The 14,863-nt window shown below is 25.0% G+C and carries 11 protein-coding genes; 10 read left to right on the top strand and 1 reads right to left on the bottom strand.

The genetic code is table 11. The annotated features are described in order from the left end of the window. Positions 1-36: 36 nt before the first annotated feature. From nuoG to folC, 10 genes are all read left to right on the top strand, one after another. Positions 37-2,763, top strand: a complete 2,727-nt coding sequence (nuoG, locus tag LDP10_RS01220; protein ID WP_265196925.1) for an NADH-quinone oxidoreductase subunit NuoG — start codon at positions 37-39, stop codon at positions 2,761-2,763. Further along, entirely contained in the window at positions 2,760-3,731 is a 972-nt protein-coding gene (gene nuoH, locus LDP10_RS01215) for an NADH-quinone oxidoreductase subunit NuoH (protein WP_265196923.1), read from the top strand. The genes nuoG and nuoH overlap by 4 nt, the downstream gene beginning before the upstream one ends. 24 nt (positions 3,732-3,755) lie before the next feature. Then, the gene (gene nuoI, locus LDP10_RS01210) at positions 3,756-4,298 is read left to right on the top strand and encodes an NADH-quinone oxidoreductase subunit NuoI (RefSeq protein WP_265196922.1); all 543 of its coding nucleotides are present in this window, start codon (positions 3,756-3,758) and stop codon (positions 4,296-4,298) included. A 13-nt stretch (positions 4,299-4,311) separates the two neighbouring features. After that, the gene (gene nuoJ, locus LDP10_RS01205; protein ID WP_265196921.1) at positions 4,312-4,800 is read left to right on the top strand and encodes an NADH-quinone oxidoreductase subunit J; all 489 of its coding nucleotides are present in this window, start codon (positions 4,312-4,314) and stop codon (positions 4,798-4,800) included. A gap of 40 nt (positions 4,801-4,840) precedes the next feature. Then, positions 4,841-5,143 carry an NADH-quinone oxidoreductase subunit NuoK gene (gene nuoK / locus LDP10_RS01200; RefSeq protein WP_265196920.1) on the top strand — a complete coding sequence of 101 codons (303 nt, stop codon included), beginning with the start codon at positions 4,841-4,843 and terminating at the stop codon, positions 5,141-5,143. Continuing rightward, the gene (nuoL, locus tag LDP10_RS01195) at positions 5,140-7,008 is read left to right on the top strand and encodes an NADH-quinone oxidoreductase subunit L (RefSeq protein ID WP_265196919.1); all 1,869 of its coding nucleotides are present in this window, start codon (positions 5,140-5,142) and stop codon (positions 7,006-7,008) included. Before nuoK ends, nuoL begins: the two co-directional genes overlap by 4 nt. Positions 7,009-7,079: 71 nt before the next feature. After that, positions 7,080-8,564 (top strand): NADH-quinone oxidoreductase subunit M, encoded by a 1,485-nt coding sequence (gene nuoM, locus LDP10_RS01190; protein WP_265196918.1) that lies wholly within the window; start codon positions 7,080-7,082, stop codon positions 8,562-8,564. Between the two features lie 36 nt (positions 8,565-8,600). Then, on the top strand, positions 8,601-10,052 hold the full coding sequence (locus LDP10_RS01185; protein WP_265196917.1) for an NADH-quinone oxidoreductase subunit N: 1,452 nt from the start codon (positions 8,601-8,603) through the stop codon (positions 10,050-10,052). Positions 10,053-10,258: 206 nt separating this feature from the next. Next, positions 10,259-11,233 carry a TerC family protein gene (locus LDP10_RS01180; RefSeq protein ID WP_265196916.1) on the top strand — a complete coding sequence of 325 codons (975 nt, stop codon included), beginning with the start codon at positions 10,259-10,261 and terminating at the stop codon, positions 11,231-11,233. Positions 11,234-11,366: 133 nt separating this feature from the next. After that, entirely contained in the window at positions 11,367-12,629 is a 1,263-nt protein-coding gene (folC, locus tag LDP10_RS01175) for a bifunctional tetrahydrofolate synthase/dihydrofolate synthase (RefSeq protein WP_265196915.1), read from the top strand. Between the two features lie 98 nt (positions 12,630-12,727). On the opposite strand, the gene LDP10_RS01170 is transcribed toward folC, so the two are convergent. Further along, positions 12,728-13,675 carry a ribose-phosphate pyrophosphokinase gene (locus LDP10_RS01170; protein ID WP_265196914.1) on the bottom strand — a complete coding sequence of 316 codons (948 nt, stop codon included), beginning with the start codon at positions 13,673-13,675 and terminating at the stop codon, positions 12,728-12,730. Between the last annotated feature and the right edge of the window lie 1,188 nt (positions 13,676-14,863).

Below are 14,863 nucleotides of genomic sequence, written 5' to 3'. Positions count from 1 at the left end.
TTTTTGCATAACTTTAATTTTAAATTGGGTTCTTTAATGGCTAAAATTTATGTTGATGGTGAAAAATATAATGTAGATGCATCAGATAATTTATTACATGCATGTTTATCTTTGGGTATTAATATTCCTTATTTTTGTTGGCATCCAATGTTAGGTAGTGTTGGATCATGTCGTCAATGTGCAGTTACAAAATACGATACTTTGCATTCAGAAAAAGGAAATTTAATTATATCTTGTATGACTCCTGTATTAGATGGAACAATTATTTCTACTAAAGATATTGAATCGATAACTTTTCGTAAGGGAATAATAGAATTATTAATGACTAATCATCCTCATGATTGTCCTGTATGTGAAGAAGGAGGAAATTGTCATTTACAAGATATGACAGTGATGACGGGACATAGTTTACGTCGTTATCGTTTTACCAAAAGAACGCATAAAAATCAATATTTAGGGCCTTTCATATCTCATGAAATGAATCGGTGCATAGGTTGTTATCGTTGTGTACGGTATTATAAAGATTATGCAGATGGAAAAGATTTAGGAGTATATGGTATAAGTAATAACATTTATTTTGGAAGGTTGAAAGATGGTATATTAGAGAATGAACATTCTGGTAATTTAGTAGAAATATGTCCTACAGGTGTATTTACTGATAAAACTTATTCTGAAAACTATCATAGAAAATGGGATATGCAGTACGCCCCAAGTATTTGTAATTATTGTAGTATTGGTTGTAATACCAGTGTTGGAGAACGTTATGGTGAAATATGTAGGATTGAAAACCGATATCATGGTGCGATTAATCGTTATTTAATTTGTGATTTAGGTCGTTTTGGTTACGGTTATTCTAATATCGTTAATCGACCAGTAGAATCTTATTATCAAAAAAAAGATCAAATTTTATTTTTAAGCGATTCTCAAGCTATTTTGAAAGCAACTGATTTATTAAAGAGATCTAATAAAATATTAGGAATTGGTTCTTATAGAGCAAGTATAGAAAGTAATTTTGCTTTAAAAAAAATGGTTGGAAATGAAAATTTTTCTACAGGATTTTTGTCAGATGAGCAAGATTGTATAGAATTAATCATTGATATCTTGAAAAATAGTGGAATTTATACACCGACTTTATGTGAGATAGAAACTTATGATGTTATTTTAATATTAGGAGAAGATTTAACTCAGGTTGCTCCTAGGATGGCTTTGTCCGTTAGACAAGCTGTAAAATCAAAGGTATTTAAAATTTCTAAACTTAAAAATATTCCAAAATGGCATAGTCAGGGACTATTGAATATATCTCAAAATACGAAATATAATTTGTTTATTACTAATTTAGATAAAACTAAATTAGATGATGTGTCTGCATGGAGTTATGCTGCATCGGTTAGTGATCAGATATCTTTAGCAGGTGCTATTGCTAATGGAATAAATAAAGAAATTTCTATGCCAATTGATTTTGATAAAAATTTTTTGCATCAGAAATCAATTATTGTTAAATCGTTATTAAGTAGTAAAAAATCTTTAATTATTTCTGGATCACATTCACGAAATGTTGATTTAATTAAAGCTTCTTTTAATATTGCTTTAGCGTTGAAAAAGTTAGATAAAAATGTTGGTCTTAGTTTAATTACGTCTGGTAGTAATAGTATAGGTGTTGGTTTAATGAAAGGAATATCTTTAAATCAAGTGTTACGTCATATTAATGATAAAAAATATGATGCTATTGTTATTTTAGAAAATGACTTACGTAGATCGTTATTAAAAGTACAATTAGATTTAATCTTTAACTGTGTTCGTAATATTATAGTTATAGATTATAAATCTAATAACATGATGCATAATAGAAAATTATTTCTTTCTGCAGCAAATTTTTTTGAAAGTTCAGGTACAGTTGTTAATTATGAAAGTCGAGTTCAACGTTTTTTTAAAGTTTATGATCCAAAATTTTACAATAATAAAATAGGTAAATTAGAAAGTTGGAGATGGTTATATTCTATATCTTCTAGAATTAAAAAAAATCATTCTGTTTGGAACAATATTGATGATGTTATTGATGACATTATCGCAAATATTCCTGATTTTAAAGATGTAAAAAAATTTTTACCACAATCTTCTTTTCGCATTTTTGGTCAAAAAATAGCTCGTTCTCCACATCGTGCCAGTGGTCGTACTGCATTGCGTGCTAATATTAGCGTTCATGAACCAAAACAACCTCAAGATTCCGATTCAATGTTTTCTTTTTCCATGGAAGGTAGTCAACAAGCATATAAATATTCTCCTTACATTCCTTTTGCTTGGAGTCCAGGTTGGAATTCTCCACAAGCATGGAACAAATTTCAGAATAAAATTAATGGTAGTTTATTACATGGTGACTCCGGTTTTTGTTTGTTCGGAAATAAAAAAAGTAGTAAGATTAATTTTTTTAAGGTGATTTCTAATGTTAACAAATATAAGAATAGTTATCGTATTGTTCCGTATTATTTTTTATTTGGAACAGAAGAAATTACTCAAAATACACCGGTTTTAGAAAAAAAAATACCTATTCCTTGCGGTATCATTGGAACATTAGATGCGAAAAATCATTTTTTTAATACAGATTCTTACATAGAATTTTTTTGTTTGGGGGAAAAATTTCATATAAAAATTCGTATTTCTAATAAATTATCACCTGGTCAAATTGGGTTACCATTAGGCATGTCGGGTTTTCCTTTTGTTCTTGCTGGAAAAAAAATTAAAAAAATTCGGGAGATATCAGAATGATTTTCTTTGATATTTTTTCAACAGCGATTCTATTATCTATTTTAAAATCTTTTTTTATTTTGTTTTTATTGGTGTTCTCTGCTGCCTATTTAACTTTGATAGAAAGAAAGTGGTTAGCTTGGTTTCAAAACAGATATGGTCCTAATCGAGTAGGTTATTTTGGTTTATTACAGATATTTGCAGATATGATTAAAATGATTTTTAAAGAGGATTGGATTCCTATCTTTAGTAACCGTTGGATTTTCGTTTTAGCACCCGTGATATCTTTTACATCTTTGTTATTGGTCATGGCTATAATTCCAATTTCTCCTAATTTTTTCATTATTAATTTGGATATTGGTGTTTTATTTTTTTTAATGATGTCTTCATTATCGATATATTCTATTTTGTTTGCTGGTTGGGCTAGTCATAATAAATATGCTTTATTAGGTGCCATACGAGCAGTGGCTCAAACATTAAGTTATGAAGTATTTTTAGGTTTATCATTAATGGGTGTTGTTGCTAAAGCTGGTTCTTTTAATTTGATAGATATTGTTTATAATCAATCTCATTTATGGAATATAATACCACAATTTTTTGGTTTTTTGACTTTTTTTATATCAGGATTAGCGTTATGTCATAGACATCCTTTTGACCAACCAGAATCTGAACAGGAATTGGCAGATGGTTATCATATCGAATATTCAGGTATGAAATTTGGTTTATTTTTTATTGGTCAGTATATTTCTATGATTACTATATCTAGTTTAATGACTATCATGTTTTTCGGTGGTTGGTATGGTCCTTGGTTCCCTTTTTATTTTTGGTTTATTATTAAAACTATTTTTTTTATTTTTATGTTTATACTAATAAGAGCAGCTTTACCTAGACCTAGGTATGATAAAGTAATGTTATTTGGATGGCAATTTTGTTTTCCTTTGACATTAATAAATTTGCTGTTTACTGGTTTTATTTTGTTGTTATTTTAATTTTTAAGGACATTTCTTAATTTTATGACTTTAAAAGATATTTTTTTTGGTTTTTTTAGCCAAATACGTAGTATTTGGTTAATAGGTATTCGTATTTTTTATAAAAAAGAAACCAGAATGTATCCTGATGAAAAAATACATATATCACCTAGATATAGGGGAAAAATTATTTTAACTAGGAATACAGACGGTGAAGAACGTTGTGTTGCTTGTAATTTATGTTCAGTTGTTTGTCCTGTTGATTGTATTTCTTTAAAAAAATCTAAAATGAATAATCGACGATGGTACCCAAAATTTTTTCGCATTAATTTTTCTAGATGCATTTTTTGTGGATTATGTGAAGAAGCTTGTCCTACTTCTGCTATTCAATTAAGTACTGATTTTGAATTAGGAGAATTTAAGCGACAAGATTTAGTTTATGAAAAAGAAGATTTACTAATTTCAGGTCAAGGTAAATATCCTGATTACAATTTTTATAAATTTACTGGTGTTTCTGTTACAGGAAAAAATCCTGGTGATTTAAAATACGAAGATAAACCAATTGATGTAAAGACATTATTACCTTAAGGATATAATTGTGATGGAATCAGTGTTTTATATTTTAGGAATGATATCAATAATTTCTACTATATTTGTAATTTTACATTCAAATCCAGTGTATGCGTTGATTTATTTTATTGTTTCTCTTTTATCTATTTCAGGTATTTTTTTTATATTAGGAGGTTATTTTGCAGCTGTATTAGAAATTATTATTTATGCTGGAGCCATAATGGTATTATTTACATTTGTTTTGATGTTGTTAAATCTTGGTAAAATTATGGAAATAAAGGAAAAAAAATGGTTAAAGGACATTAATTGGATAATAATTAGTCTTTTGTTTTTGTCTTTTTTTATAACTGTAATTTACGGATTATCATTTACTGGTAATCTTAATGCGTTTAATACATTGATTAATACAAAAATGGTAGGAATAAGTTTATTTGGTCCTTATGTACTTATTGTCGAATTGTCATCGATATTATTATTGAGTGCATTAGTGGTGGTATTCCATTTTGGAAAAGAAAAATAAAAGAATAAATTTTATTTAATAAATACTAAGGAATATTGCGATGATATCTATTTTCCATGGATTAGTTTTATCTTTTATCTTATTCATATTAGGTGCTATTGCTGTTGTTGTTCGTCGTAATATTTTATTTATGTTAATGGGTTTAGAAATTATGATGAATGCTGCAGCGTTGGCTTTTATAGTTATTGGAAGTTATTGGGGACAAGCTGACGGACAAATAATGTATATTTTAATTATAACTGTTGCTGCATCAGAAGCTAGCATAGGTTTGGCACTGTTATTGCAATTATATAAACGTCATAAAATATTAGATATTGATCTACTGAATAGGATATGGGGATGAGTGTTATTTATCTTGTTATTTTATTTCCATTATTTGGTTTTTTATTAACGTCTTTTTTAAATCAATTCTTGACTAAAAATTACATAGCATGGATAGGAATTTCTTCAATTGCTTTTTCAACTTTGACAGCATTATATGTTTTAAATATATTTTTAAGATGTGGAGATAGTAAAATTATTCTCTTTAAATTATGGCATTGGATTCGCATTGAAAAGTTTTTTGTAGATTTTAATTTTTTATTAGATGGATTATCTATAACAATGTTGGTTATGATCACTTCTATTGGATTCTTAATTAGTGTATTTTCTAATGAATATATGAAAAGTTCAGAAGGTTTTTCTCGTTTTTTTTCGTATATAAATTTTTTTATTGCCAGTATGTTATTGTTGATTTTGTCTGATAATTTAATGCTCATGTTTTTTGGTTGGGAATTAGTAGGATTATGTTCTTATTTACTGATTGGTTTTTATTTTACAGAAGTAAAAAATTGTTTTGCTGCAATAAAGGCATTTATTATTACTCGGATTGGGGATGTATTTTTATTATTTGCTTTTTTTTTAGTTTATCAAACGTTTGGTTCTTTAAGTTTTTGTGATTTGGAATTGATATCAGAAAATAGTTTTTTGATATTACATATTGATTCTTTGAAATGGATTACAGTATGTATAATAATAGGAGCATTGGGGAAATCAGCGCAAGTACCAATGCATACTTGGTTAACTGATGCTATGGTTGGACCAACTCCTGTTTCAGCTTTAATTCATGCTGCTACTATGGTGACAGCTGGAATATACTTAATATCCAGAATGCATGGTTTATTTATTTTAACTCCGGAAATTTTAAATTTTTTATCTATTATAGGTATAGTTACAGTATTAATTGCTAGTTTATCAGCTTTAGTTCAAAAAAATATTAAATGTATATTGGCTTATTCTACTATGAGTCAAATTGGTTATATGTTTTTGGGATTAGGAGTACAAGCTTGGTATGCCGTTATATTTCATTTGGTGGTGCACGCTATATTTAAAGCTTTGTTATTTCTTTCTGCAGGATCGGTTATTTTATCTTGTAATAATGAAAAAAATATTTTTAAAATGGGTGGTTTATACAAAAAATTATTTCTTGAATATACATGTTTTTTACTTGGAGTAAGTTCGTTAATTTCTTTTCCTATTATTAGTGCAGGATTTTATAGTAAAGGTTCTATTTTATTAGAAGTATATAGACATCAAAATTTTTATTTTTTAATAATGGCATTAATAGGAACTTTTTTAACTTCTCTATACGCATGTAAGGTTATTATTTTAGTTTTCCATGGTAGAAAAAATGTTCTTGTTGTTAAAAATAAATCTTTAAGTTTCAAGATTCCATTAATCATATTAGGAATATTTTCTACATTTATAAGTTCTTTTATAGCATTACCTTTATCCAATGTTTTTTTAAAACATAGTTTTTTAGAATCTGAAAAAGTAGCATTAGAGTGTTATTCTAGTATATTGACAATCATTGGTATTTGGATTGCATATAATATATGGATTAAAAAGAACAGAATTATCTTATTTTTAATAAGTACTAAGTTAGTAAGTTTTTTTCATAATTTTTGTTTGAATGGTTTTTATTTCGATTATTTATATTATTTATTTTTTACAAAATTGTATTTAATAATATCTAATTTATTATCATATGATCCATGTAAATATGTAATAAATATTCCTGTGAATTTTTTAATTTGTTGCAATAAAAAATTATTAATGACTGTTAACGGTTATTTACGTTGGTATGTGACATCAATGATTATGGGTACAACAATTGTTTTGATTTTAATATTATTTTTTTTCCGGTATCATTTTATATTTTTTTACTAAATATAGGCGATAATATTTATTAAATTCAATGAACAAATACTTAAGATAAAAAACATAGGAAAATAATTAACATGTTTCTTTTATTATTAATTATAATCCCTTTTTTTGGTGCTGTATTATGTTGGCAATCAGAACGTGTTAATGTTCAATTGCCACGTTTGGTTGCATTAATTACAATGGGAATAACACTGATATTTACATTCCACATTTGGGTAAATAGTTTTTTTTTAGTTTCGCGAAAAACATCATTTTCGAAATCTTGGATTTTTGAATTTTTAGTGCCTTGGATTCCAAGATTTGGTATTGATTTTCATTTAGGAATTGATGGATTATCTATTTTAATGGTTTTTTTGACAAGTTTTTTAGGAATTATATCTGTTTTGTGTTCTTGGAATGAAATTAAAGAACGTCAAGGTTTATTTTATTTCCATTTAATATGGTTATTAGGATCGGTGTTGGGCATTTTTTTAGCCGTTGATTTGTTTTTATTTTTCTTTTTTTGGGAGATAATGTCGGTTCCTATGTATTTTTTGGTAACGTTATGGGGTTACAGAGGAAAATATAGTCATGATCGCGTGAAAGTAGCGAATAAATTTTTTCTTTATTCTCAATTTTCTGGACTAATTATGTTAATTGGTATTATATCTTTAGTTTTTTCCCATTATTATGTTTCGAATATTTGGACTTTTGATTATCATTTGTTATTAAACACTCCAATGAATGCAGAATTGGAATTTTTTTTAATGTTATGTTTTTTTTTAGCTTTTTTGGTAAAAATGCCCATAGTACCATTTCATAATTGGTTACCTGACTTGCACGCTTATTCACCGACAGCTGGTTCTGTTGATTTATCTGGTATTTTATTAAAGACGGCAGCATATGGTTTATTACGATTTTCTATTTCTCTTTTTCCACGAGCTTCTTTTTCTTTTTCTACATTTGCGATTTATTTGGGAATTTTCACTATATTTTATAGTGCGTGGATGGCTTTTTCTCAAAATGATATAAAGAGATTGGTTGCCTACGGATCTATTTCTAATATGGGATTTATTTTAATTTCTATTTATGCTCATAACAGAATTGCTCATGAAGGAGCTGTAGTACAAATGTTAGCACATGGAGTATCTACAGCTGCATTATTTGTCTTGATCGGTCAATTATATGAACGTGTGCACACTAGGGATATGAATAAAATGGGAGGATTATGGTTAAAAATGAAATGGATCCCAGCTTTTTCTTTATTTTTTTCCATAGCAAATATAGGTATGCCTGGTACAGGAAATTTTGTTGGTGAATTCTTAATTTTGATGGGTCTTTTTAATTTTTCTCCATTTTTTTCAAGTATATCTATTTTTATTTTTATTTTCTCTTCTATTTATTCTTTAAAAATGATACAACGTACTTATTATGGAATATCAACAAATACATTAAAAATTAATAATATGACTTATAGAGAATTTTTTATAATTTTTTGTTTGATGTCAGTATTAATTTTATTAGGTTTGTTCCCTCAAATTGTTTTAGATACTGTGTACTTATCACTATATAATTTTTAGTACTTTTTCTATTTAATTAAACGGTTTTTTATAATGATGATAAATATTCAGCAATTAATTGGATTATTTCCTTTTTTAATTTTGCTATCAACAGTAATGGCATTATTATTTTTTATTTCATGTAAGCGGAATCATTTTATAGTTTATGTTATTAGTATAATTAGTTTATTTGTATCAATAATATCTTTATATTTTGTTTATCAAGTTGTTCCAATTGATATCAGTATGTTATTTTATATTAATAAAGTATCTGTCCTGTATATTGGAATGATTCTTTTTTCTACTTTATTATCTGTTTTTTTAGCCTATCCTTATTTATTAAATAAATTTTTAAATAAAGAGGAATTTTATCTTTTTTTATTATTTTCTACTTTGGGTAGCATGAGTTTAGTTATTTCTAATCATATGGCTAGTTTATTTATTAGTATTGAATTGATGACTTTGCCTATATTAGGTTTAATTGGTTATGAATATTGTGAAAAAAGAATATTAGAATCTGTTGTAAAATACGCTATATTGTCTGCTTTTGTATCTTCTTTTTTATTATTTGGGATAGCTTTTATATATTCTATAACAGGTAATCTCAGTTTTTTTTCAATAGGAAATTATCTTAATTTACATGTTTTACATGAGAGTAATATAATATTATTATTTGGCTTTAGTTTAATTTTAATTTCATTTATTTTTAAATTATCCATAATACCTTTTCATTTGTGGACCTCAGATGTGTATGAAGGCATGTCTTATACATCAATATTTTTTCTTTCTACTGTTAGTAAAATTGCTACTTTTAGTATATTAAGTAGATTTTTTATGTATGTTCCTGCAAAAGAAATTACAGTATTATATTTTATTCTGGAAATATTATCATTTCTTTCTATTTTTTTTGGTAATATAATGGCTTTGTTTCAAAACAAATTAAAAAGAATATTAGCATATTCATCTATATCTCATTTAGGATATGCGTTAATAGGATTGGTATTAATCGATGATCAACGTATTTCTGAAGAAGCTTTGGGTATTATTTTTATAGGTTATATATTAACTAATTTTACTGTATTAGGTTTGTTAAATCAATTTTCGATACAATATCCATGTTATGATACGAATGTTTTGAATTTTTATCGTGGTTTATTTTGGAAAAATCCTGTGATTGCTGTTTTTTTCACAATAATGATGCTTTCATTTGCAGGATTTCCCATGAGTATTGGTTTTATCGGTAAATTTTATTTAATTTTATTAATTGTACATGAAAAATCTTTACTATTGGGATTGGGTGTTTTATTAGGTAGTGTTATAGGATTTTATTATTATTTACAAATAATTGTTAATTTTTATTTAACGTCATCGAAAGATCACAAATATAATATTGATAATTTTTTGAAAAATAAATTTCATAATATATTGATATTAACATCATCTTTAACAGTAATATTGTTTGGTTTATTTCCAGAATATTTAATAGATTTACTTAAATTTATTCAGTAGTTTTTATAAAATTATGTACATTGTTTTTTTATTTTTAATAATAATTAAAGATTATTAAATATTTTTTAATAAAAATATTTTTTTTTGATAAAAGTGTATATTTTATATTTATAAATAGTTATTTTTTTAACAAATACATTGTATGAATTTTTATAGCAATATTATTGAAAATAATTTTATTTTTTAATTATAGAGATTGGTATAGTATGTATACTATAGGAACACCGTTTCTTTGGATAACTTTTAGTATGTTATCTGTTGTAATGATAGTAAGTGAAATAATATTACAAAAAACAAGAATATTTATCAAAAAACCTTTAAAAGCATCTATTTTATTTTCTTTGTTATGGTTGTTTGTTGTTTTTTTATTTTCTATAATATTATGGTTTTCTGTAAAAAAAAATGTTAATTTTAATATTGCAAATATAAAAATATTATCTTTTTTCAGTAGTTATTTTTTAGAGCAATTTTTATCTATAGATAATGTTTTAATATGGTTTTTATTATTTCGTCATTTTTCAATACCAACAATTTATCATCGTAAGGTATTAGTATATGGTTTATTTGGAGCAACGATATTTCGTATAACCATTATTTTTTTTGGAAATTGGTTTTTGTATAAACATAATTGGATACTGTATGTTTTTGGTATTATTGTTTTATACACTGGTATTAAAATGGTATTTCTTAAAAACACTAACACTGTAATTTTACCTAAAAATAGATGGATTATTTGGATTTATAAAATATTAAGAATTACCGCCAAGTTAAAAAAAGATAAATTTTTTTTATGGGAAAATGGTGTATTTTTTTTTACTCCTTTATTTATAGTTTCTATTTTAGTTGAATTAAGTGATATTGTTTTTGCTATAGATGGTATTTCAGCTGTATTTTCTATTACCACAGATCCTTTTATTATTATTACTTCTAACTTATTATCCATATTTAATTTACGTTCTATGTATTCTTTATTATCTTTTTTGAAAACAGACATTGATTTTATTAAGTATGGTATTGGATTTGTATTAATATTTATTGGTTTTAAGATTTTAGTTGGAAAATTTTTGTATATTTCAGAATATTTTTATATGATAATTATAGGTGTTTTTTTAATCTTAATTATTTTTTTAAATGTTTTTTATATAATAAAAAGAACGTTTTTTAAAAAAACACACTATTAAAATTTCGAGAATATAGTATTTTGTATAGATATTTTTGTATAACGAGGTAATAAAAATAATTTATTTTAGATAATAATGATATTATTTATTTAATTATACATTTTTATGGTTTTATTTTGTAGACATCAAAAATATGGAAAAAAATAATATTTTAAATATTAATACATCTTTATCTATATGGTTAAAATATATTAAACAATTAAATATAAAACGTAATTATAATGGATTGGAAAATTGTATTTTTATAGCGAAAGAAATGGATTTATTGAATTTTTGTGCTTTTGTTTTTATTGTTGGTGGCACAAATGGAAAAGGAACTACTTGTTTTATATTAGAACGTATATTTTTGTCTTCTGGTTATCGAGTTGGATTATATACATCACCTCATTTATTTAAATATCGTGAAAGAATTCGTGTTAATGGTAAATATTTGAGCGATACTGAACATACGCGCGCATTTGCTGAAATAGAACGTTTTAGAAAAAAAGTATCTTTATCATATTTTGATTTTATTACGTTATCTGCACTAATTTTATTTAAAAGACGTAAATTAGATGTAATAATACTTGAGGTAGGTTTAGGGGGAAGATTAGATGCTACAAATATTGTAAATTCTGATATATCTGTTATTACAAATATAGGAATTGACCACATTACTCATTTAGGTTTTACCAGGTCTGATATTGGATACGAAAAAGCACATATTGCTAAGAAAAATAAATATATCATTGTTGGAGAAAAAGATGTTCCTGACAGTTTTTTACAAGTTATTAAAATAAAAGAAGCAATTTTGAAAAAAATTGATTTAGATTGGTGGATAACCTATAAAAAAAATTATTGGAATTATTTTTCTGATGGAATAAATTTACATTATTTGCCTTATCCTAAAGTTTCTTTAGAAAATTTTTCAACAGCTTTAACAGCTTTATTCCATTCTCCATTTAATGTCAACGAGAATGTGATTATTAATTCAATTAAACATATTACATTACCTGGAAGATTTCAAATTTTATCTAATAATCCTAAGGTAATATTAGATGTTGCTCATAATCCTCATGCTGTCTTACATTTGTCAAAAAAAATAAAAAACATAAAAAGTATTGGTAAAATTTATGCAATTATGGGTGTTTTAAAAGATAAAGATATTTCTGGTATGATTTTAAATTTAGAATCGTTGGTAGATTATTGGTATTTTATACCAATATATAGAGATATAGGTATAAGTAGTAAGATACAATTAATTGATATTTTACCTAAAAACTTTAATTTTTTAGAAAATTTTAAGTTAGCTTGGTATGATATTAATTTAAAAGTAAAAAAAGAAGATATAATTTTAATATTTGGATCATTTTATTTGGTTTCAGAGGCTATTCGAGTTGTTAATTTAAATGTATAAATGTATTTTATTTTATATATAGTTTTATTTTCCTTGTTTTTAGTACACTAAAATAGTGATTAATTTTAATGTACTGATAAAATATACAAGGTGGAACATTAATGTTCAAACATTTCAGATATTGATTCTTCATTACTAATTCTACGAATAGCTTCTGCTAGCATTCCAGATAAAGTCAATGTTCTTACATGTGGTAGTAATTTAATTTTTTCAGATAAAGGTATGGTATCACACACAACAACTTCGTCAATGACAGAGTTTTTTAAATTTTTTTCTGCTATTCCAGAAAAAATAGGATGAGTAGCGTAAGCAAAAACTCTTTTGGCTCCTCTTTCTTTTAAGGCTTCTGCTGCTTTGTATAAAGTTCCTCCGGTATCTATCATGTCATCTACTAACACACAATCTCGATCAGATACATCTCCAATAACATGCATAACTTGAGATATATTTGCATTGGGTCTTCTTTTATCTATAATAGCCATATCTGTATCATATAATAATTTTGCTATTGCTCGAGCACGTATGACACCACCAATGTCTGGAGAAACTACAATGGGATTTTTAAAATTAATTTTTAACATATCTTCTAAAAGAATCAAGCTGCCGAAAACATTATCGACAGGTACATCAAAAAAACCTTGAATTTGTTCAGCATGTAAGTCAACAGTAAGAATGCGATCAACTCCTGTGCTGGATAAAAAATCAGCAACCACTTTTGCTGTTATGGGCACTCTAGCAGAACGAACACGTCGATCTTGTCTGGCATACCCAAAGTAAGGAATTACACTAGTAATTCGACCTGCAGAAGCACGTCTTAATGCGTCTATCATAACCAGTAATTCCATTAAATTATCATTCGTAGGAGCACACGTTGATTGTATGATAAATACATCGCTGCCTCTTACATTTTCATTTATTTGTACACTTATTTCTCCATCGCTAAATCTTGTTACTGAAGCGTTACTTAAAGTGGTATACAAGCGTTTAGCAATGGCTTTTGCTAGATTAGGTATTGCATTACCAGAAAATAATTTTATATCAGACATAACGTTGTCCTTAATTAATTTAGTAGATTAAATAATGTTTATTGTGCGTATAATATATATTTTTGTATTATATAATTAATTTTATTTTTGATAGTGATTTTTGTTAGTTATGTATTATATCTAATTGGTTTTTTTGAGAAAAACTAATTTCCTCTATGATAAAAATATTTTTATTAATCGATATTTTTTAATTTTGATATATATTTAATTTTTTATTTAATGAATGTGATCTAAATATCATTTTTAATTTTATAAAAAGATTTGAATATTAAACAGTTAGTAAGTAGTTTCTTTAATTTTAATTGTTTTTTACTTCTTTTGATAATTTTTGAAAGTTTTGTTAAAAAATAATGAAAAAAATAGATAGGATTTTATATATTGGAATTAATAAATTTTTGAATGTATAAAATGAATTTTATTAATTAGGTTTAATTTTTATTAAAAATGTATTTTTATATTTTTAAAAGAAATTTTTTTTTATGATATTAAAGAAGTATGATATTAGTTAAAAATAAATTAAATATAATCTCCAATTACAAGAAATGTTTAATAGGATTAAAGAATTTATTTTTTTTATATGATTAGTTAAAATATTTTTTAATATAACAGTGATGTAAGTGATATTGTTGAATTATAATTTTTGATAAAAATATTTTTTTGAACAAATTAATTTTGAATTAGTAATGTTATTGCTATTATTATTTTAAATAAGGTAAATATGTTTGATGAAATATTTTTTAAATTATGCAATATTTTTACAGAAATAATTTTTTTTTATAAAAAAATTATTAAATAATATTTCTAGCACGCATAAAGAATGAATAGCTATTTAGATACTAATAGGAAAATGATAGTTAATATAATTTTATTTTTAATTAAAATCATGTTATTTATATAATTATTTTTTTTAATAATCTTAAAAAGTAATAACTTAAAGTATTTTCCGATAGAAAAATTTGTTTAATATGTTTTATTAATAAAACATATTTTAATATAAACTCAAAATAGTTATATTGATATTTTAATTGATTTAGAAGCATTTAATATACGTAATAGCAGTGTATGATAAGGTAGATTATACAAATGAATAAATCTATGCTTGATAAATTACAACATTTACAAGATCGTTTCGAAGAGTTAGAGATGATGCTATCTGAAACTAATCCAAAACTAGATAAAGATAAACTA

Source organism: Buchnera aphidicola (Pemphigus obesinymphae), assembly GCF_026122815.1.
GTDB lineage: Bacteria > Pseudomonadota > Gammaproteobacteria > Enterobacterales > Enterobacteriaceae > Buchnera_C > Buchnera_C aphidicola_BJ.
Note: the sequence above shows the minus strand (reverse complement) of the source record. Positions and strands in the feature narration are given on the sequence as shown.

Excerpts from the sequence above, each read along its gene's own strand:
- nuoH (WP_265196923.1), top strand. The coding sequence starts at position 2,760 with ATGATTTTCTTTGATATTTTTTCAACAGCGATTCTATTATCTATTTTA.
- nuoI (WP_265196922.1), top strand. The coding sequence starts at position 3,756 with ATGACTTTAAAAGATATTTTTTTTGGTTTTTTTAGCCAAATACGTAGT.
- nuoL (WP_265196919.1), top strand. The coding sequence starts at position 5,140 with ATGAGTGTTATTTATCTTGTTATTTTATTTCCATTATTTGGTTTTTTA.
- nuoM (WP_265196918.1), top strand. The coding sequence starts at position 7,080 with ATGTTTCTTTTATTATTAATTATAATCCCTTTTTTTGGTGCTGTATTA.
- folC (WP_265196915.1), top strand. The coding sequence starts at position 11,367 with ATGGAAAAAAATAATATTTTAAATATTAATACATCTTTATCTATATGG.
- nuoJ (WP_265196921.1), top strand. The coding sequence starts at position 4,312 with ATGGAATCAGTGTTTTATATTTTAGGAATGATATCAATAATTTCTACT.
- LDP10_RS01180 (WP_265196916.1), top strand. The coding sequence starts at position 10,259 with ATGTATACTATAGGAACACCGTTTCTTTGGATAACTTTTAGTATGTTA.
- nuoG (WP_265196925.1), top strand. The coding sequence starts at position 37 with ATGGCTAAAATTTATGTTGATGGTGAAAAATATAATGTAGATGCATCA.
- LDP10_RS01170 (WP_265196914.1), bottom strand. The coding sequence starts at position 13,675 with ATGTCTGATATAAAATTATTTTCTGGTAATGCAATACCTAATCTAGCA.
- LDP10_RS01185 (WP_265196917.1), top strand. The coding sequence starts at position 8,601 with ATGATAAATATTCAGCAATTAATTGGATTATTTCCTTTTTTAATTTTG.
- nuoK (WP_265196920.1), top strand. The coding sequence starts at position 4,841 with ATGATATCTATTTTCCATGGATTAGTTTTATCTTTTATCTTATTCATA.